The sequence below is a fragment of the Brevibacterium sp. FAM 27836 genome, from assembly GCF_051351055.1.
Taxonomy (GTDB): Bacteria; Actinomycetota; Actinomycetes; order Actinomycetales; family Brevibacteriaceae; genus Brevibacterium.
On sequence record NZ_CP195711.1, the window covers coordinates 781,814 to 800,307 of the forward strand.

17 protein-coding genes are annotated in these 18,494 nt (G+C 64.4%); 4 read left to right on the forward strand and 13 right to left on the reverse strand.

Annotation, left to right across the window (positions count from 1 at the left end):
- Positions 1–16 precede the first annotated feature (16 nt).
- On the reverse strand, positions 17–667 hold the full coding sequence (locus ACSE4D_RS03720; protein WP_436326668.1) for a hypothetical protein: 651 nt from the start codon (positions 665–667) through the stop codon (positions 17–19).
- Positions 668–808: 141 nt separating this feature from the next.
- On the opposite strand from ACSE4D_RS03720, the gene ACSE4D_RS03725 reads away from it, so the two are divergent.
- Entirely contained in the window at positions 809–1,840 is a 1,032-nt protein-coding gene (locus ACSE4D_RS03725; RefSeq protein WP_436326669.1) for an A/G-specific adenine glycosylase, read from the forward strand.
- A gap of 70 nt (positions 1,841–1,910) precedes the next feature.
- Here the strand turns inward: ACSE4D_RS03725 and ACSE4D_RS03730 are convergent, their stop codons facing one another.
- Together ACSE4D_RS03730 and ACSE4D_RS03735 are read right to left on the reverse strand one after the other, a co-directional pair.
- Positions 1,911–2,495 (reverse strand): amino-acid N-acetyltransferase, encoded by a 585-nt coding sequence (locus tag ACSE4D_RS03730; RefSeq protein ID WP_436326670.1) that lies wholly within the window; start codon positions 2,493–2,495, stop codon positions 1,911–1,913.
- Positions 2,496–2,529: 34 nt separating this feature from the next.
- The gene (locus ACSE4D_RS03735) at positions 2,530–3,168 is read right to left on the reverse strand and encodes a TetR/AcrR family transcriptional regulator (protein ID WP_135537229.1); all 639 of its coding nucleotides are present in this window, start codon (positions 3,166–3,168) and stop codon (positions 2,530–2,532) included.
- Between the two features lie 226 nt (positions 3,169–3,394).
- On the opposite strand from ACSE4D_RS03735, the gene ACSE4D_RS03740 reads away from it, so the two are divergent.
- The 3 genes from ACSE4D_RS03740 (at position 3,395) to ACSE4D_RS03750 (ending at position 7,557) form a co-directional block, all read left to right on the forward strand.
- Entirely contained in the window at positions 3,395–4,753 is a 1,359-nt protein-coding gene (locus ACSE4D_RS03740; RefSeq protein WP_436326671.1) for an MFS transporter, read from the forward strand.
- A gap of 87 nt (positions 4,754–4,840) precedes the next feature.
- Positions 4,841–7,099, forward strand: coding sequence for a family 1 glycosylhydrolase (locus ACSE4D_RS03745; protein WP_436326672.1), 2,259 nt, complete (start codon positions 4,841–4,843; stop codon positions 7,097–7,099).
- Positions 7,096–7,557: a DUF3237 domain-containing protein gene (locus tag ACSE4D_RS03750; protein WP_135537233.1), complete on the forward strand. Its 462-nt coding sequence runs from the start codon at positions 7,096–7,098 to the stop codon at positions 7,555–7,557. Before ACSE4D_RS03745 ends, ACSE4D_RS03750 begins: the two co-directional genes overlap by 4 nt.
- Before the next feature lie 155 nt (positions 7,558–7,712).
- Here ACSE4D_RS03750 and ACSE4D_RS03755 read toward each other — a convergent pair whose 3' ends face one another.
- From ACSE4D_RS03755 to folP, 10 genes are all read right to left on the reverse strand, one after another.
- The gene (locus ACSE4D_RS03755; RefSeq protein WP_135537234.1) at positions 7,713–10,265 is read right to left on the reverse strand and encodes an ATP-dependent Clp protease ATP-binding subunit; all 2,553 of its coding nucleotides are present in this window, start codon (positions 10,263–10,265) and stop codon (positions 7,713–7,715) included.
- A gap of 499 nt (positions 10,266–10,764) precedes the next feature.
- Entirely contained in the window at positions 10,765–11,097 is a 333-nt protein-coding gene (locus tag ACSE4D_RS03760) for a histone-like nucleoid-structuring protein Lsr2 (protein WP_135537235.1), read from the reverse strand.
- Positions 11,063–11,308 carry a hypothetical protein gene (locus tag ACSE4D_RS03765; protein ID WP_426936539.1) on the reverse strand — a complete coding sequence of 82 codons (246 nt, stop codon included), beginning with the start codon at positions 11,306–11,308 and terminating at the stop codon, positions 11,063–11,065. The genes ACSE4D_RS03760 and ACSE4D_RS03765 overlap by 35 nt, the downstream gene beginning before the upstream one ends.
- A 5-nt stretch (positions 11,309–11,313) precedes the next feature.
- Positions 11,314–12,873: a lysine--tRNA ligase gene (gene lysS, locus ACSE4D_RS03770; protein ID WP_426936540.1), complete on the reverse strand. Its 1,560-nt coding sequence runs from the start codon at positions 12,871–12,873 to the stop codon at positions 11,314–11,316.
- Between the two features lie 44 nt (positions 12,874–12,917).
- Positions 12,918–13,808: a Rossmann-like and DUF2520 domain-containing protein gene (locus ACSE4D_RS03775; RefSeq protein ID WP_135537238.1), complete on the reverse strand. Its 891-nt coding sequence runs from the start codon at positions 13,806–13,808 to the stop codon at positions 12,918–12,920.
- A complete protein-coding gene (locus ACSE4D_RS03780) occupies positions 13,805–15,742 on the reverse strand; it encodes a PH domain-containing protein (protein WP_436326673.1) in 1,938 nt (645 codons plus the stop codon). Before ACSE4D_RS03780 ends, ACSE4D_RS03775 begins: the two co-directional genes overlap by 4 nt.
- A 2-nt stretch (positions 15,743–15,744) precedes the next feature.
- Positions 15,745–16,245, reverse strand: coding sequence for a PH domain-containing protein (locus ACSE4D_RS03785; protein WP_135537240.1), 501 nt, complete (start codon positions 16,243–16,245; stop codon positions 15,745–15,747).
- The gene (locus ACSE4D_RS03790) at positions 16,242–16,703 is read right to left on the reverse strand and encodes a DUF3180 domain-containing protein (protein WP_135537241.1); all 462 of its coding nucleotides are present in this window, start codon (positions 16,701–16,703) and stop codon (positions 16,242–16,244) included. Before ACSE4D_RS03790 ends, ACSE4D_RS03785 begins: the two co-directional genes overlap by 4 nt.
- Positions 16,704–16,731: 28 nt before the next feature.
- On the reverse strand, positions 16,732–17,631 hold the full coding sequence (gene folK, locus ACSE4D_RS03795; RefSeq protein ID WP_135537242.1) for a 2-amino-4-hydroxy-6-hydroxymethyldihydropteridine diphosphokinase: 900 nt from the start codon (positions 17,629–17,631) through the stop codon (positions 16,732–16,734).
- Complete coding sequence (folP, locus tag ACSE4D_RS03800; protein WP_436326674.1) at positions 17,628–18,479, reverse strand: dihydropteroate synthase; 852 nt, start codon at positions 18,477–18,479, stop codon at positions 17,628–17,630. Before folP ends, folK begins: the two co-directional genes overlap by 4 nt.
- Positions 18,480–18,494 lie beyond the last annotated feature (15 nt).

Genomic DNA, 18,494 nt, shown 5'->3' on the forward strand with positions numbered 1-18,494 from the left:
TCCTGCGCCGCGTGGTTCAGTCCTGCGGTTCCTCGGACTTCTCTTCCTCGGATTTCTTCTTCTCGTCCTCAGCCTTCTTCTCTTCGGCCTTCTCCGCGTCGCTCTTCTCGAGCTCGAAGCTCGTCGGCTTGCTCTCTTTGTCGTCGAGTTTGACGATGAGGTCGTACTCGCCGGATGCGAAGTCATCTTTCGCCCGGTTGCAGTTCTTATCGACCTTGACCCGATTCCACTTCAGCTTCGCCGTCTTCTCCGACTGCGGAGCGAACTCGGTCGAAACCTCGGCATTCTCATCCTTCGATGCCGCGCAGTACTTCGATGACCAGACCACATCGCCGTCCTTCTCGACGACGAACTCCTGCTGCTTGGTGCCGACCTCGATGAGGCAGGTCGCGGTGTGGCTGTTGCCGATGACCATGCCGAACTCGGGTTCCTGACCGTCTTTGACCGACTTCGGGTCGACCTTCGCCTTCAGCGAGACTTTGTCGTCGGGGCATTTGCCGCTCGCGGCCTTCTCATCCGGCACTGGTGCTGCGGTGCTCTGCTCGCTCGTCTGCTCCGGTTCGGCCGTGGTCTCGTCTCCGTCCGATCTGCCGCTGCCGAGGGCTTTGACGATGCCGACGATGCCCACCACCAGCAGCACGAGGACGATGATGGTCAGGACGCTCAAGGTGATACGGCGTCTGCGGTACACGTGAGCAGGCAGCTTCCCGCTAGACTGGCGGGGCTGTCCGGCAGCTCTGTTCGGCTGCGAACCACGATTGGAAGGAGTCATCGCTTTGAGCCTAGGCCGAAGCGAATGAGCATCCAAATGACACACCGAGTCAGCCCCGAAACGAATCCCTCCGGGTCGGCAACAGCCTTCCCCGAGGTCGCCGAGCCGCTGGTCTCCCGTGTGCAGGACACGATCATCTCCTGGTTCGCCGCAGAGGCGCGCGAGCTGCCGTGGCGAGACCCGAACACCAGCGCCTGGGCCGTCCTCGTCAGCGAGATCATGTCTCAGCAGACTCCGGTGTCCCGAGTCGAACCGCGGTGGCAGGCATGGATGGAGGCCTGGCCGACCCCGGCTGACCTCGCAGTCGCACCCACCGCCGAAGTGCTCCACCGCTGGGATCGTCTCGGCTACCCGCGCCGTGCCCTGCGCCTGCAGGAGGCGGCCCGCGTCATCGCCGAAGAGTTGGACAACGAGGTGCCAGGAACCGCCGAAGAGCTGCTGAGCCTGCCCGGCATCGGCTCCTATACCGCCGCCGCCGTCGCCTCGTTCGCCCACGGACAGCGGACGACGGTGCTGGACACGAATGTGCGCCGGGTCCTCATCCGCGTCTTCGCCGGACGGGAGCGTCCCACGGCGTCACCAGGCCGCCACGAAACCGAATGGGCCGCCGGTTTCGTACCAGAGAACGATCACGTGGCATGGAACGCCGGAGTGATGGAATTCGGCGCCCTTGTCTGCACGGCCCGCAGCCCCGGATGCCCCACCTGCCCGCTGCAGGACGTGTGCACGTGGTACCGACTCGGCAGACCCGCCTCGGCGACGAAGCCGAAGGCCCAGAAGTGGGCGGGCACGGACCGACAGCTGCGCGGGGCGATCATGGATGTGCTCAAGACCGCGCACTCCGCGGGAGGCGAACCCGCCGGTGTCAGCCTCGACCTCCTCACCACCTCGGTGGCGGTGCTCGACCCCGATCTCTTCTCCTCGCTTGACGAGCCGACCGCGGCGGCAGTGGCCCGGGTCCGCGAGCTCAGCACCGATGTGCAGAGGATCACCCGTCTCGTCTGCGACCTCGTCTCCGATGGTCTGGCGCAGGAGGACGAGGGCAGGCTGGCCCTGCCGGGACACTGACGACGCTCAACGGGAGTCGCTCAGTGCGAATGGGCTGAAGAACCTGGAGCGGGGCTGAGCCGAGTGATCGTCAGAGGTATTTGATCATACGCGAATTGCCCAAGGTGTTGGGTTTGACTCGAGCCAGGTCGAGGAACTCCGCCACACCTTCGTCGGTGGAGTGCAGAAGTTCGATGTAGACCTCGGGTGAGACCGGGATGCCCTTGATCGGTTCGAAGCCGAGGGAACCGAAGAATCCGGTTTCGAAGGTCAGGCAGAACACGCGGTCGACACCGATCTCACGGGCGTCGGCGAGCAGCTGACGGATGATCGCCTTGCCCACTCCCCTGCCCCGGTAGTCCGGTGAGGTCGCGACGGTGCGCGCCTCGGCGAGGTCGGACCAGATGATGTGCAGCGCACCGCACCCGGCGAGCACTTCCGAGCCGTCGGGCTGCGGGTCGACGACGAGCCAGAACTCCTGCAGCGACTCGAAATAGGTCACCGTGTCCTTGCCGAGCAGGATCCGTTCGCCGGCCAGGGGCGCCACCAGAGCTTCGATGCCCTTGACGTCGTTCGTCCTCGCCCTGCGCAGGAAGAGACCACCGGGCAGTTCGTGGGTGTGATGGTGGTTCCGAGAGACCTGGCGGTGGTCGAAATCCTCTGCGGCTGAGCTCATATGCCCATTCAACACCATGAGAGGCGGTGGCCGATCATTGCTCTTCCAGACAGACGGGTTCGGCGGAGACCGTAATGCTCTCACCGACGCGCTCCAGATGCCTGCGGATGATGCCGACGAGGTCGACTTCGCCGCGGGTGATGACCCACTGGAGTTGAACTCCGTCGGCGACCGCGATGCACTCTCTGGCGACGTCGACATAGTCGATGTCGGTGCGGAGGAAACCGTTGTCGGCCCCGGCGCGCAGCAGTCCTGCAAGCTCCTCGACCACCTTGGTGTAGTGCTCGACGAACAGCGGATGTGCGGGACCGTTCGGATCGGCGGCCTCAGCGGATACGAGGACGAAGAGTTCAGCCAAGGCCGGCTCCTCGGCCAGGCGCTTCGAGATGCGCAGCATCAGTCGCAGCGGGCCCAGGCCGTCGACATCCGGCGGAGAGGACTCGACGAGCGCTGTCGCGATGTTGAGTCGTCGATCGGCGACCGCCAGCAGCAGGTGCTGCTTGGTCGGAAAATGATGAGTCAGTCCCGGAGTCGTCAGTCCCACTTCTCGGGCGATCTCGGCCAAGGATGTGCGCGAATAGCCGCCCTCGGTGAACTTGGCCGTGGCGACGTCGACGATTCGATCACGCCGTCTGCGCCCGACTGCATATGATCCCCGCGCGCTCAGCTCCACGAATGTGAGGCTACTGAAGCCCCCAGGCTATTGCAAACGCAGCGACCGCACCATAGACCCCCGCCGCCATGGAGGATTTCCCTCTTGAATCTGAAAACCTTATATGTAAGCTATTCACTATTCGACCGAACATCGCATCCCCGTGTCACACGAGCTGCACCACCGCAGGCTCAGAATCATCCACACTCACCGACCACAGCGGTCGGGACAACGCAAGGAAGCGGAAATGACAACGATCGATTCATCCAGTTCATCTGAACCACCCACCTCCGACGAGACGCCCGGGACGCACGGAGCAACCGGATCAGCCGACGAGAACGCCCTTCAGGGGCCGCCCGCCTCCACGGTCGACGGCGAATGGCAGAATCCACGACGCGGGTTCCTCTTCTTCCTCGGTATGGCTGCCATTGCGGGAGGCATGGCCCAACTCGTGCCCGCAGTCCTCACCCTCTCGCTCAAGGCCAATGCACTCGACCCGGAGAACGCGACCACGATTCTGTCGACGGTCGTCGCCATCAGCGCTGCCTTCGGACTCGTGGCCGCACCGGCATTCGATCGGGTGAGCGACCGGATCACCTGGCGCGGCGGTCGCCGTCGACCCCTGCTGCTGGGAGCGCTCCTGTTCCTCATCGGCGCTCCACTCAGCTACGCAGCGGCGAACACAGTCACGCTCACACTGGCAGGAATTTTCACCACGCTCGGATTCACTGCCGTGACGGTCGCCTGCACAGCGATCCTCGCCGACCAGTATTCGCCTGATCGCCGCGGCCCCGCATCGGCGGTCATCGGTCTCGCCATGCCCGTCGGTGCCGTGGTGGGCCTGTTCATCGCCCAGCTGGTGTCCGGATCGCTGCTCGCTCAGTTCCTCCTTCCGGCGGGAATCGGTTCGCTCAGTGCGCTGCTGCTCGCAGCGCGTCTGCCCGACCGCGCGATCACCCGGGCCGAAGTGCCGACGATGAAGGTCCGGGACCTCCTCGGCACCTTCTGGGTCAACCCCCTCGCCCACCCGTCGTTCGGTTGGGCCTGGTGGAGCCGCCTGCTGATCTTCTTCGGAGTCGCGGCTGTGCAGGCCTACCAGGCGTTCTACCTCATCATTCGACTCGGATACTCGCCGGCAGAGGTGTCGGGAGCGGTCTTCCTCTCAACTCTCATGCTCACAGGAACAGCACTGATCTTCGCGCCGATCGCCGGCAAGATCTCTGACCGGGTCGGACGACGCAAACCCTTCGTGATCGCTGCGGCACTGATCTTCGCCGTCGGTCTCACGATCGTCACCATTGCGACCGACTATTCGATGTTTCTCGTCGCCATGGCCGTCGTCGGCCTCGGGCAGGGCGTCTACTTCGCCGTCGATCTCGCCCTCATCAGCGAGATTCTGCCCGACAAGTCGAACATCGCCAAGGATATGGGCATCATGGGGCTGGCCAGCACCCTTGCCTCCTCAGTCGTCCCGGCCATCGCACCGCTGCTGTTGGCCATCGGCGCGGCCGACGGAGAGCAGAACTTCTCGGCCCTCTTCCTCACCGGAGCCATCGCCGGTCTGCTCGGAGCCGCGTTCATTATTCCCATCAAACAGGTGCGATAGGCCGATGCACGACTTCCAGGATGCTCGTCTCCGGTTGCCGTTCGCCCTCCGCCGACAGATGACACCACCTCACAGAAGGATCCGCCCATGAACAGTCCCTTTCCCCTCGACTTCCTCTGGGGAGTCTCCACCGCCGGCCACCAGACCGAAGGTCACGACGAGACGAGTGACACCTCGTTCCTCGAGCAGGTCACCCCCACTGTGTTCCAGGAGCGTTCCGGCCCCGCATGCGACTCATGGAACAGGTGGGAGTCAGACCTCGACCTCGCACAGGGGCTCGGGCTCAACGCCTTCCGGTTCTCCGTCGAATGGGCGCGGATCGAACCGAGCCCGGGCGAGATCGACGAGGAGGCGCTTGACCACTACGATGCGATCGTCAGCGGATGCCTCGCGCGGGGGCTCTCACCGCTGATCACTCTCAGCCACTTCACCACCCCGCATTGGTTCGCAATGCGCGGGGCGTGGCTCGATCCGGAGGCACCGGCCCTCTTCTCGCGATTCGTCCGTGCGGTCATCGACCGGCTCGGTAACCGGGTGAGGGCGGTCGTGACCTTCAACGAACCCAATCTGCCCGAGATGCTCACCTGGAGCAGCCTGCCGCCTGTTGTCGCCGAACTCGAAAGAGCCACGCTCGAAGCAGCCGCCCGAGCGGCCGGGGTCGAACGCTACCGGACAGGAAACGTCATGCTCCCCGAAGACTTCTCTCGGATGCGTCAGGGCATGACCGAGGCGCATCTCGTGGCCAAGGAGATCATCGCGGCAGCACGACCCGGGCTTCCTGTCGGACTGTCGATCGCCGTGGTCGATGACGTCGCCCTGGCCGGAGGAGAAGAGATCCGCGACCGCAAACGCACCGAGGTCTATGACTATTGGCTGCGACTGGCGGCCGACGATGACTTCATCGGAGTCCAGAACTATGAGCGGCTGACCTATGGCCCCGAAGGACTCCAACCGCCTGTTTCGGAAGGCAGAGTCAATGAGATGGGCAGCGCGGTGGAACCGGATTCTCTGGCCGGAGCGGTCGTCTACGCCCATGAGGCCAGCGGGGTTCCCGTATTGGTCACCGAACACGGAATCAGCACCGACGATGATGAGCTTCGCAGTGACTTCCTCACCCGGTCGATCGCGGGACTCTCGGCCGCCGCCGAATCCGGAGTTCCGCTCATCGGATACTGCCACTGGACGCTGATGGACAACTTCGAATGGATCTTCGGCTATTCGCGGCACCTCGGCCTTCACGCCGTCGACCGGGAGACGTTCGAACGAATCCCCCGACCGAGCGCTGAGGTGTACGCGCGTATCGTCGAACAGGCACGAACTCAGACACACCAGGAGGACACTTTGTCACAGACTTCAGCACACCCCGCCGACGAGCCCGACATCCACGGGTTCGACCCGGAGGTGTTCCAGCCCCCGACCTATCTGGCACCGGGCACCGCGGAGGCGCAGCATCCGAGCGGAGCGACCGCCTGGCCGGGACTCACCTATTCCATGCCCGACGGATATCGACCGCTGCAGCTGGACCTGTTCGTACCGACCGAGCGCAGCGGTCCGGTGCCCTGCGTCATCTGGATCCACGGCGGAGCCTGGCTGCTGGGCACTCGTCTCACTCCCCCGGAGTACTGGCCGGCGGGAAGCCTGTTCCAATCCCTCATCGATTCGGGGATCGCCGTCGCGACCATCGACTACCGCCACTCTCGGGAGACTCCGTTCCCCGCGCAGCTCCACGATGCCAAGTCTGCGGTGCGCTATCTGCGGGCCTACGCCGAGGAATTGGGCATCGATGCGAATTCCTTCGGCGTGTGGGGAGAATCCGCGGGCGGTCATCTCGCCGCACTTCTCGCGCTCGCCAACGCTCCTGAACTCGAAGGCAGTGAGGGCATCACTGACCACAGTTCTGCGGTCGACGCCGCGGTCGTGTTCTATGGGGTCGCCGATGTGGACACTCTTCCCTCGTTCCTCGAGTCCATGCCGCCTGAATGGGCCGACGATCTGCGGGAGAAGGGTGATGCCGAGGCGGCCGAGCCGATTGATGTCCTCCTCGCGGGCAGCCCCTTCCCCCGCCAAGAGGCTCGACGCCTCGTCTCACCCGTTCACCATGTGCGTGCGGACGCTCCGCCCTGCCTCCTCGTCCACGGGGACTCTGACGCACTGGTCCCCTTTTCACAGAGCGAACAGCTTCGTGATGCGCTGCGGGCCGTCGGTGCGCCGGTCGAACTCGTGACGGTTGCCGGAGCGGATCATGTCTTCCTCGGGGCGGATCCGATGCCGCAGATCAGGCGCGGGGCCGCCTTCCTCAGTGAGGTGCTCAAGACCGCCGCGCCACAGGAAGAGCGGATCGGATGATTCTCCGACCCCCAGTTCCCACATTGGAGAGGTCCTTCGACGTGGTCGCAGAGCTCGGCCCCCTCGAAGACCACGGGATGACCCGCTCGGGGCATCGCCGGGTCATCCCAGTGATCGGAGGAAGCATCAGCGGAGCGGTCGCGGGTGAGATCATTCCCGGCGGTGCCGACTGGCAGGTCGTGCGCTCGGACGGATCGATCGAGATCGACGGTCGCTACAGTGCACGCCTCGATGACGGGAACCTGCTCGACATCCATGCCCGCGGAGTCCGCAGCGGTGAGCCCGCCGTTCTGGCTGCTCTTCTCGACGGCGAGGACATTGCCCCCGACGACTACTATTTCCGTGCGGCGCTGACCATCGAGTCGGCGCAGCACTCGGAATTCGAGAATTCGGTGTTCGTGGCGTCCTACATCCGAGAGAGTTCTCGAGTCAGATACACGGCCTACAGACTCACCTGAGGCTGAACGGCACCGGAGACACAGAGAAGTCCGAAGAAAGCGGTCTGCAACCGCCCCTTCGGACTTCTCTGTGTCTCTTCAGCTTCTCGGCCCGGGACTCACCGTAGGACGGCGACCATGGTCAGTCACCTCGGTGAGCGGGGCTCCGTCGCCGGTCAGGAGTTGGATCCTCCCGAACCGTTGGAACCGGATGATCCGGCGCCGGCAAGCTCGTTCTCGGGGTCAGAATCATCGGACTCACCCGCAACGGCACCCTCGGTCTCGACACCGTCGAAGGTGAATTCGGCGTCCTTTCCTTCCCCTTCGACATCGACCTTGATGGTCTGGCCCCGTCCGATCTCCTTGAACAGGATCTTCTCCGACAGAGTGTCCTCGATCTCGAGCTGGATGGTCCGACGCAGGGGTCGGGCTCCCAGGACCGGATCGTAGCCGCGGTCGGCGAGCAGGTTCTTCGCCGCATCCGTGACCTCGACCTTCATGCCCTGATCGGCAAGACGGGTATCGAGGCGCTCGAGGAAGAGGTCGACGATCTTGATGATCTCTTCCTTGCTCAGCTGCGGGAACACGATCGTGTCGTCGACACGGTTGAGGAACTCGGGACGGAAGTGCTGCTTGAGCTCTTCGTTGACCCGCTGCTTCATCCGGTCGTAGTTCGTCTTCGTGTCACCCTCGACCTGGAATCCAAGCTGGAGTCCGCTCGAGATATCACGCGTACCGAGGTTGGTCGTCATGATGATGATGGTGTTCTTGAAGTCGACCTCACGACCCTGCGAGTCGGTGAGTCGACCGTCCTCGAGGATCTGCAGCAGCGAGTTGAAGATGTCCGAGTGGGCCTTCTCCACCTCGTCGAAGAGGACGACGGAGAACGGCTTCCGACGGACCTTCTCAGTGAGCTGACCGCCCTCTTCGTAGCCGACGTATCCCGGAGGCGAACCGAACAGACGCGAAACGGTGTGCTTCTCCGAGTACTCCGACATGTCGAGGCTGATGAGCGAATCCTCGTCGCCGAAGAGGAACTCCGACAGCGCCTTGGCCAGCTCCGTCTTACCGACGCCGGTGGGACCGGCGAAGATGAACGAACCGGACGGACGCTTCGGATCCTTGAGACCGGCACGGGTGCGGCGAATCGCTCGCGAGATCGACTTGACCGCATCGTTCTGACCGATGACGCGCTTGTGCAGCTCGTCTTCCATCCGCAGCAGACGCGAGGACTCCTCCTCGGTGAGCTTGAAGATCGGAATGCCCGTGGCAGAGGCCAGGACTTCGGCGATGAGATCGGCGTCGACGACCTTCGAGGTGTCGGCACCGGATTTGCGCCACGCCTCGGTCTGCTCTTCCTTCTCCTTGACCAGCTTCATCTCGGAGTCGCGCTCCGAGGCCGCCAGTTCGAAGTCCTGAGCGTCGATCGCAGCTTCCTTGCGGTGGCGGGCCTCGAGGATCTTCTCCTCCAGGTCACGGACCTCCTGCGGAACCGACAGCCGCGAGATGCGCAGCTTCGCACCGGCTTCGTCGATGAGATCGATCGCCTTGTCCGGCAGGTACCGGTCGTTGACGTAGCGATCGGACATGTTCACGGCCGCGGCCAAGGCACCATCCGTGACGGTGACCTTGTGGTGTGCCTCGTACTTGTCGCGCAGTCCCTTGAGGATCTCGATCGAATGCGCCAGCGAGGGTTCGGGAACCTGGATCGGCTGGAACCGACGTTCGAGCGCGGCATCCTTCTCGATGTGCTTGCGGTACTCGTCCAGAGTGGTCGCACCGATGGTCTGCAGCTCTCCGCGCGCCAGCATGGGCTTGAGGATCGAAGCGGCATCGATTGCGCCTTCGGCGGCACCGGCACCCACGAGGGTGTGGATCTCGTCGATGAAGAGGATGATGTCGCCGCGAGTCCGGATCTCCTTGAGCACCTTTTTCAGACGCTCTTCGAAGTCACCGCGGTAACGGGAACCAGCGACCAGTGAGCCGAGGTCCAGCGTGTAGAGCTGCTTGTCGGTGAGGATCTCGGGGACATCGCCGTTGACGATGGCCTGTGCGAGTCCTTCGACGACGGCGGTCTTGCCGACGCCGGGTTCGCCGATGAGGACCGGGTTGTTCTTGGTCCGGCGAGAGAGGATCTGCATCACGCGCTGCATCTGCTCGTGGCGGCCGATGACCGGGTCGAGCTTGGCCTCCCGAGCCGCAGCGGTGAGGTTCGTGCCGAACTGGTCGAGCACGAGCGATCCCGAGGGGGTTCCCTCTTCGCGGCCGCCAGCGGACACGGGCTCCTTGCCCTGGTAGCCCGAGAGCAGCTTGATGACTTCCTGACGGACCCGACCGAGATCGGCTCCGAGTTTGACGAGCACCTGCGCGGCGACGCCCTCGCCCTCACGGATGAGGCCGAGCAGAATGTGCTCGGTGCCGATGTAGCTGTGGCCGAGCTGGAGAGCCTCGCGGAGGCTGAGCTCAAGAACCTTCTTCGCACGCGGTGTGAAGGGAATGTGTCCGCTCGGCGCCTGCTGTCCCTGTCCGATGATCTCCTGGACCTGGTCGCGCACCTGCTCGAGGGAGATGTCCATGCCCTCGAGAGCCTTCGCTGCCAGGCCTTCACCCTCGTGGATGAGGCCGAGCAGAATGTGCTCGGTGCCGATGTAGTTGTGTTTGAGAAGTTTTGCTTCTTCCTGTGCGAGCACCACAACGCGTCGTGCTCGGTCGGTGAACCGCTCGAACATATTCATCCTCCTCGGTTTCTTATTCTTCTGAGCCTAACGACCATGAGCGCGGTTCTATTGCACGTTTCGCCATGAGCCGAAAGCGTTTGGCTGAGGGCGAAATCTGCGCCGCTGTTCCAGCGACCCCGGTCTTCGGCGGCAGAGGCGCCGCGAACGCCTTCGTCCGCAATGCACTCGCTTCTTCCGTCGAGCCCGCTTTCAGCCGTTCCGCAGCGGAAGATCCTCGAAAGCTGACTCACCGCTGCCCACTGACACAGGGTCCCTTGATTTACTTCAGACCTCGACGAACCCTTTGCGTCTCGTTTGGCGTGGATCGCTTTGCCGCAGCGATTTCCTGGCAATTGTCTGTGACTGCTGACATTCGCGGTTCATCGCATTGTCGCTGCCGCTCCATTCGCGAAACCCTTGCGGGTCCAATATGAAAACACCTGAGGGGCCAGCGATGGAATTCGCTGACCCCTCAGGTCTGTTTGGCTGATTTCAGCTTTCGAATGGCCTCTTACTTCTCGGCGGCTTCGTAGGCTTCGACGATCTCCAGTGGGATCCGGCCACGGTCACCGAGCTGGTATCCGTTGTTCTGAGCCCATTCGCGGATCTTCGCGGTGTCTCGCTTGGGGCCGGCGCTCGAACCGGCGCGGCGACCGCGGCCGCCGGTATTGGCTACACGACGTGCCTTCGCGATGAATGGGGCGAACGTCTCACGGAGCTTTTCTGCATTCTCTGTAGAGAGCTCGAGTTCATACGTAGCCTGGTCAAGGCTGAAGCGAACGGTCTCTGCCGCTTCGGATCCGTCGAAATCATCCGTGAGAACGAGGCGCATTTCCCTTGCCATGTTCACTCTTTTCGTAATCAGAAGTATTTGTCGCAGTCATCTTAACATCTGATTCCGGGGCATTGTCGACTTCGCTAACGTCAATTTCAGAATAGTATTTATCGACCTGTTCGCGTTCATTGCGATCTGCGCGCACGATATTCTTGAAGACATACCAGAACAGCAATGCCACGCAGATCGATGGAAGAAGCGCTTTGAGGATATCGAGCATCGTAATCAGCCCTCCTGAGCTGTATCTTCCTGTGAAGCCGCCAAAGGCTTGGTGAATGGGAACAGAATCGTTTCGCGGATTCCCAAACCGGTCAATGCCATGAGCAGGCGGTCCAGTCCCATTCCCATTCCGCCGGTCGGCGGCATTCCGTGCTCCATGGCCATGAGGAAGTCCTCGTCGAGGCCCATGGCCTCGTCGTCGCCGCGTGCGGCGTCGGCTGCCTGCGCTTCGAAGCGCTCACGCTGGATGATGGGGTCGACGAGCTCCGAGTAGCCGGTGGCCAGCTCGAAGCCGCGCACGTAGAGGTCCCATTTCTCCACGACGCCCTTCTTCGTCCGGTGCTCACGCACCAGCGGTGAGGTGTCGACGGGGAAATCGGTGACGAAGGTCGGTGCCCACAGCCGGTCCTGGTAGAAGTGCTCCCACAGCTCTTCGACGTATTTGCCGTGTGAGCGGAAGACGCCGGACAGGTCCACGTCGTTGTCGGCGGCGATCTTGTCCAGCACATCGAGACCGGTCTCCGGGGTGACTTCGACGCCGGATTCCGCGGACAGGGATTCGTACATGCTCACCACGGCCCAATCGCCGCCGAAGTCGTATTCGCTGCCGTCTTCGAGGGTGACCACGAGCGAACCGGTCGCGTCCTGCGCGGCGTTCTGGATGAGAGTCTTCGTCAGATCCGCGATCGAGTGGTAGTCACCGAAGGACTGATAGGACTCGAGCATCGCGAATTCCGGCGAGTGCGTGGAGTCCGCCCCTTCGTTGCGGAAGTTGCGGTTGATCTCGAAGACGTTCTCGATTCCGCCGACGACGGCGCGCTTGAGGAACAGCTCCGGCGCGATGCGCAGGTACATGTCGATGTCGTAGGCGTTCATGTGCGTCGTGAACGGACGCGCCGAGGCACCGCCGTGCATGGTCTGCAGCATCGGGGTCTCGATCTCGACGAAGTCCTGTTCGGCGAAGGTCCGCCGCAGCGAGGTCATCACCTTCGCCCGGGTGAGCATCGTCTTCCGCGCCTGTTCGCGGGTGATGAGATCGAGGTAGCGCTGACGGACGCGGGTGTCTTCGGCCAGTTCGGTGTGCAGACCCGGCAGAGGGCGGATGGCCTTCGACGCCATCTGCCAGGAGTCCGCGAGCACGGAGAGCTCACCGCGCTTGGACTTGATGACCTTGCCGTGCAGGAACAGGAAATCGCCGAGGTCGACATCGGACTTGAAGTCGTCGAGTCGGTCCTGGCCGACCTCGCGCAGGGAGAGCATCCCCTGCAGACGGGTTCCGTCGCCGGCCTGCAGAGTCACGAAGCAGAGCTTGCCGGTGGTGCGGACGAAGACGACACGGCCGATGACACCGACGATGTCCTCGGTCTCCTCACCGGCTTCGAGCCCGTCATGGGCGGCGTGGACGTCGGCGAGACTGTGAGTGCGAGGCACCGAGACGGGGTAGGCTTCGGTACCGCCGTCGAGGAGACGCTGGCGCTTTTCCTTTCGGAACCGGATCTGCTCCGGATCGAGATGTTCGGGTGAAAGGTCTGCGTTCTCAGGTGTCTTCGAGTCGGTGTTCGCCATGCCTCAAGGCTACCGTGGACCGGGCTCGCGGGGGAATTCGGCGATCACTCGAGGACCGTCAGAATCTCCTGTGCCTGCGCATCTGTGATCCGTCCCATCGCCAGCGCCTTCGACGTCGTCGATCGGGCCAACGCGATGTAGCTGTTGCGGGCGGCGGGGTTGGAACGGCTGAGACTGAATTCGCTCAGCGCTGCCAGGTGAGCGGCCACGGTTCCGACATCGCCGCGACTGACCGGTCCGGTCAGGGCCTTCGGCCCGTTCTGGAGGGTGTTGGCCACACTCGCGTCGACAAGGGCGCCGAGGACATGGGCGGGATCGCTCACCCCCGCCTCGGTGAGCATCTCCATCGCTTCGGCGATGATCGTGATCGAGTGGTTCGAGGCGTGAGTGATGGCGGCGTGGTAGAGGGGACGGTCGGCTTCGGCGATATCGATCGGTTCGGCGCCGAGTTCGACGACGAGCGCCTCGCCGACCGGACGGATCGGTGCCGGTGCGGTGACCGCGATCGTCGCCTGCCGCAGGCGGGTGAGGTCGACGTCGGTGCCCGTGAACGTCAGCGACGGGTGCAGGGCGATGGGCAGTGCCCCGAGGCGGGTCCCGGCGTCGAGGGCCTCTGTGCCGTATCGACCCGAACAGTGCACGAGGATCTGACCGGGATGGAGGCGTCCGAGGTTCGCAAGCCCTGTCACCAGTGGCGCGATCTCGTCGTCCGGTACAGCCACGAGGACGAGTTCGGCGCGTTCGGCGATCTCATCGGGGTCGAGGACGGGGACTCCGTGAAGCATGTCAGCGGCTCTGTCGCGGCTGGCCTGCGAGGTGGCGCTGACGCCGACGATCGCGTGTCCGGCCTGTCGCCAGGCGGCGCCGATGCTCGCTCCGACTCGACCGCAGCCGATGATGCCGATGCCCAGCCGTGGGGCGTCGCTCTGGTTCATCGTTCGTCCTCCTCGGCGGGGTTCGGGCTGTGCTCGAGCACAGCGGCCTGTCCGGTCTTCGCGTCCTTGGTCACGGCATCGAAGTGCTGCCGGGCCAGTCGGGTGCGTTCGGCGTGTTCGGTGAAGAAGCGTTTGGCGTCCTCGGCGCTCTGGTGCGTGACTCGCGGGTCGACGGGACCGGCGGTCGAGTGCACGGCCACCGAACCCAGTCCCAGCGCCCGCATCAGTGGCCCCTGGTGGTAGCGCAGGGACTGCACCCGCACATGGGGGACGAAGTCGACGCGGCGGTTGAATGCCCCGAGGCGGAGCACAAGCAGCGATTCGGTCAGGGCATAGGCGCGACGCTTCCACACGAAGGGGTCGAGGATCCGCGAGGAACGCGGCTGCGGATGGAACATCGCCTCCGCCGCGGCGGCGTTCGGGTCGGCGGATTTCCGGTCATACATCGCCGAACGCACCAGAGTGTCGGCACCCACGCCTTCGTCCAGCTGCGGATCCGGCAGTGCCAGTCCGACCATGAGCAGCGCCTGGTCGAGGTCGCCGACGGGCAGCAGCAGGTTCGTATCGTGGTCTCCGCCGGCGCTGGCGATGTTGTATTCGGCTTGCCACCATCCGGCCCATCGCCACAGCAGAGGCTGATACAGACACACCGCTTGGATTCGGTCGAGCGGGATGACTTTGCGCGAGGTGGAGAAGAGTCCGTGGTTGACGGCCAGACCGGATTCGCCGAGGCGGACGACGAAGTTCGCGTTGTCGAGGTTCTTCCGGAACACGGAGAAGGCCGCGAAGATGCCCGGCAGGACACCGACGAGCATCGGGATGAATGCCTCTTTGATGCCCATGGCCATGAGCACGATGGCGATGACGATGACGATGACGACCACGGCCGCAGAGATCAGGGTCTCGGGCTTGAGCAGGGAGGCCACGACCACCCGGTGGACGGGCACACGGATGATCTCACCTTCCTTGCCGACGCTGGTCGAGAGGTTGTACGGCGCAAGGAGTTCGTTGAGGCTGCCTTCGGCCTCGTGTGAGACATCATCGGCCATCGCACCGAGTCGTTTGCTCAGCCTCACGCCGATGCTGTCGTCACGGCGTTCGGGCACGCTGCGGTCGACACCGGAGCTCGCCGGCTCGGCAATGTCCGCGGCGTTCTCGGCCTCGGGGAGGGCCTGCGCAGCGTGCGCTCCGCTGCCCGAGGGCCCCGCGACTGAGAGGTCCGCAGCTGAGGGACCCCCAGCTGAGGGGCGGTCGGGTCCGGCCGTCCCGGCGGTGTCGGTCCTCTTCTTCGCCCTGACCGCGGCCAGCAGTTCGTCACGCAGCTCTTCGGCGCGCTTCTTCGACAGGTACTTCAGTGAGATGTTCGAGTCACTGCCACCGGCGACGTCGAAGACGAGTTCGGCCATGCCGAGCACGCGGGGCAGCAGCTTCTGCTGCAGGTCGATCGACTGCACTCGGTCGAGTCGGGCCTTGCGCAGCTTCTTCGACAGCAGGCCTCGGCGGTAGTAGATCGCTTCGGCGTCGACTCGGTAGCCCATGACCCGCCAGGCCAGCCAGCTGAACATCGCGGTGAGCAGGAGGATGAGGATGATGCCGCCGACGATGCCGAGGATCGCCAGCGGGTGACCGCCGATCCACTCGGCGAACGTGAGGTCGACCGACCGGCCGGAGGCCAGATCTTCGACGGCGTTCTGGAAGACATTCTGCAGCCCATAGGCGGCAGCGATGAAGATGCCGACGAGGACGGCAAGACTTTCGATGATCGGCGTCAGCGGGTGGACGCGATGCCAGACCTCCGGAGCCGCTGCGCCTTCCAGCGCATCGGAGACGTCATCGTGGGACGCTGCGTGCACGGAGCGCCCGGCCTCGGCGGACTCGGGCAGCGCCGACGCGGCCGCTTCCTCGGTGCTCTGCTCGGGTTCGTCTGCGGCCATGTTCACAGCCCCGCCAGATTGGCCTGGCCGAGTCCGGCGAGGCTGTCGCGCAGCCGATCGGCTTCGGCGCGGGGCAGTCCGGGAATGGTGGCGTCGGTAGCGGCCGAAGCGGTGTGGAGTTTGACCGTCGCGAGGCCGAAGATACGGTCGATCGGGCCGGCGTCGACGTCGACGAACTGCAGGCGTCCGTAGGGGACGACGGTGGCCTTGTGGAACATGATGCCGCGGCGGATGAGCAGGTCGTCTTCACGTTCGGCATAGCCGATCGCACGAGCCTGGCGCAGGACGATGATCGTCGAGGCGATCCCGTAGGCGAGAATCGCGATCCAGATCAGGTGCAGCCACGGCACATCGGCGGTGAAGATGATCGCGCACACGAGCGCCGCGATGAACATCGGCACCAGGAAGATCATGCTCGCAAGGACTTCCTTCACCCCATATTTCGGACTCACCCTGTTGAACGGCACATCGGCACCGATGGTGAAGAAGTGGTCGCGGTTCATGCTGTTTCAGCTCCCGGCGGGTCTTGGGGTGGGATTTCGCAGAATCCCTCGACGATGATGCCCACGATCATGAGGACCGCGGCAGAGATGACGGCGACAAGCATACCTGCTGCCAGATCGTTGCGGATGCCCGGTGTGGACAGGAAGTAGTAGCCGGCGTTGCCCAGATACCACCCGGCCAGTCCGGCTCCGGTCAGTGCGCTGGCCTTGGCCATGACCGCGACTCGTGCGGCTTGGAGGGGGTCGATCTCCTTGGTCCGGTCGCCGTCGTTCCATTTCTTGATCGGCCACCCCAGCAGCAGGAGGACGGCGGCGAGGACGAGCATGCCGATGATCGCGAACCACGGCACTCCCGGAAGGGAGAACCCTTGGCTTTCGAGCACAACATCGACCACGACCGCGAGAACCGTGCCGATCACGGCCCAGACGGCGAGGGTGGACGAGGAGGTTCTCTGCATGGTTCCCAGTCTCTCAGATCAGCGTCGGTTATCCAGATGTGATCCGGGCGATGTCCTGGTCATCGAGTTCGGCGAGGATCTCGCCGATCGGGCGCGCACCGTCCGGGGTGCGCACCATCGTCTCGCCGACGAGTTCGGCCCACGGGGCCAACACGAATGCCCGTTCGTGAGCGCGCGGGTGCGGAAGCGTCAGTCGATTCGTCTCGGTGACGAGTTCGGCGGTGTCGCTGCCGTAGCGGATGAGGTCGATGTCGAGGGTCCGCGGTCCCCACCGCAACTCCCGGGTCCGCCCACAGGCGACCTCGATGCCCTGGGCCACGGAAAGCAGCTCGAGTGCCGGCAGGGTGGTCGCGACGATCAGTCCGAGGTTGAGGAAGTCGTTCTGTTCGACGCCTCCCCACGGGGCGGTGCGGTAGAACGAGGATCGGGCCTCCACCGTGATGTCCGGGTGCCGGTCGAGGGCTTCGACGGCTTGGACCAGGGTCTCGCGGGCATCGCCCAAGTTCGCGCCGAGGTTGAGGTACGCCTCGGCGCGGCCCGTGCTGTCTCCGGCCGGGGTGCGGAAGCGTTCGACTCGGATGCGCACATCGTCGAAGGTGCGTTGGATCGGAGCCGAGGGTTTGTGGACGACGACTTCGACGTGTGCGCACAGGCTCAGGCAGTGCTCGGCGATGCGTTCGGCGAGGGTTTCGATGAGGTCGAAGGTGTTGTCCTCGACGATGGCGGCGACATCCTCGGCGAGTTCTCCGTAGTGGATGGTCTCGGTGAGGTCGTCGGTGGCGGCGGCCGCGGCGACCGAGGTGTGCAGGGTGACGTCGATGACGAAGTCCTGACCCTCGCGCTTCTCGAAGTCGAAGACCCCGTGGTTGCCGCGCACGGTGAGGCCGCGCAGTTCGATGCGGTCGGGTGCCGCCTCGGGCCCGGTCATGCCCCCTCCTCCCCCGCTTCGGCAACGGCCGCGATGACCTTGCAGGCGATCGCCGAGGTGGCCGGGTCGTGGACGCGGACGGCCCAGGCGCCCGCCTGCGCGGAGATCGCCGAGATCGTCGCCGTCGCCTGGTCCTTCGCCGCCTGCTGTGCGAGTTTCGGATCGTCGGGGCTGATGAGCGAGGCGATGAAGCGCTTCCGGCTGGCGGCGACGAGGAGCCGGTGGTCGAGCGCTGCGAATTCATTCAGGGCGGCCAGCAGCTGCCAGTTCTGTTCGGCGTTCTTCGAGAATCCCAGACCCGGGTCGACGATGATGTTCTCCGGCTTCACTCCCACGGCGATGGCTTCGTCGATGCGGGTCCGAAGCTCACCGATGACCTCGGCGACGACATCTTCGTAGTGGAAGGTCGCGGAAGCCTGGTCGAGGTAGCCGCGCCAGTGCATGAGCACGATCGGGGCGCCGGTCTCGGCGGCGACGCTGAGCATGGTCGGATCCGACTGTCCGGCGGAGACGTCGTTGATGATGTGGGCTCCCGCGGCCAGAGAGTCTCGGGCGACGCTGGCGCGCATGGTGTCGACGCTGATCACGGCGCCGGCGGCCGCGAGATCACGGACGACGGGGACGACTCGGCGCAGCTCTTCGGCTTCGTCGACGCGGGCCGATCCGGGCCTGGTCGATTCGCCGCCGACGTCGATGATGTCGGCTCCGGTGGCCATGAGTTCGAGGCCGTGGGCGACGGCTCGATCATGGTCGAAGTAGCGTCCGCCGTCGGAGAACGAGTCGGGCGTGACGTTGAGGACGCCCATGATCTTCGTGGCCGTCGCGGTGCTGTTCGTGGTCTTCTGCATGGCTGCTCTGCCCCT

Bases quoted from the DNA above. Each gene is read 5' to 3' on its own strand.
- ACSE4D_RS03760 (WP_135537235.1), bottom strand. From the start codon at position 11,097: ATGGCAAGGGAAATGCGCCTCGTTCTCACGGATGATTTCGACGGATCC.
- ACSE4D_RS03785 (WP_135537240.1), bottom strand. From the start codon at position 16,245: ATGAACCGCGACCACTTCTTCACCATCGGTGCCGATGTGCCGTTCAAC.
- ACSE4D_RS03775 (WP_135537238.1), bottom strand. From the start codon at position 13,808: ATGAACCAGAGCGACGCCCCACGGCTGGGCATCGGCATCATCGGCTGC.
- ACSE4D_RS03790 (WP_135537241.1), bottom strand. From the start codon at position 16,703: ATGCAGAGAACCTCCTCGTCCACCCTCGCCGTCTGGGCCGTGATCGGC.
- lysS (WP_426936540.1), bottom strand. From the start codon at position 12,873: ATGGCGAACACCGACTCGAAGACACCTGAGAACGCAGACCTTTCACCC.
- ACSE4D_RS03725 (WP_436326669.1), top strand. From the start codon at position 809: ATGACACACCGAGTCAGCCCCGAAACGAATCCCTCCGGGTCGGCAACA.
- folK (WP_135537242.1), bottom strand. From the start codon at position 17,631: ATGACCGGGCCCGAGGCGGCACCCGACCGCATCGAACTGCGCGGCCTC.
- ACSE4D_RS03740 (WP_436326671.1), top strand. From the start codon at position 3,395: ATGACAACGATCGATTCATCCAGTTCATCTGAACCACCCACCTCCGAC.
- ACSE4D_RS03745 (WP_436326672.1), top strand. From the start codon at position 4,841: ATGAACAGTCCCTTTCCCCTCGACTTCCTCTGGGGAGTCTCCACCGCC.
- ACSE4D_RS03755 (WP_135537234.1), bottom strand. From the start codon at position 10,265: ATGTTCGAGCGGTTCACCGACCGAGCACGACGCGTTGTGGTGCTCGCA.
- ACSE4D_RS03780 (WP_436326673.1), bottom strand. From the start codon at position 15,742: ATGGCCGCAGACGAACCCGAGCAGAGCACCGAGGAAGCGGCCGCGTCG.
- folP (WP_436326674.1), bottom strand. From the start codon at position 18,479: ATGCAGAAGACCACGAACAGCACCGCGACGGCCACGAAGATCATGGGC.
- ACSE4D_RS03730 (WP_436326670.1), bottom strand. From the start codon at position 2,495: ATGAGCTCAGCCGCAGAGGATTTCGACCACCGCCAGGTCTCTCGGAAC.
- ACSE4D_RS03750 (WP_135537233.1), top strand. From the start codon at position 7,096: ATGATTCTCCGACCCCCAGTTCCCACATTGGAGAGGTCCTTCGACGTG.
- ACSE4D_RS03765 (WP_426936539.1), bottom strand. From the start codon at position 11,308: ATGCTCGATATCCTCAAAGCGCTTCTTCCATCGATCTGCGTGGCATTG.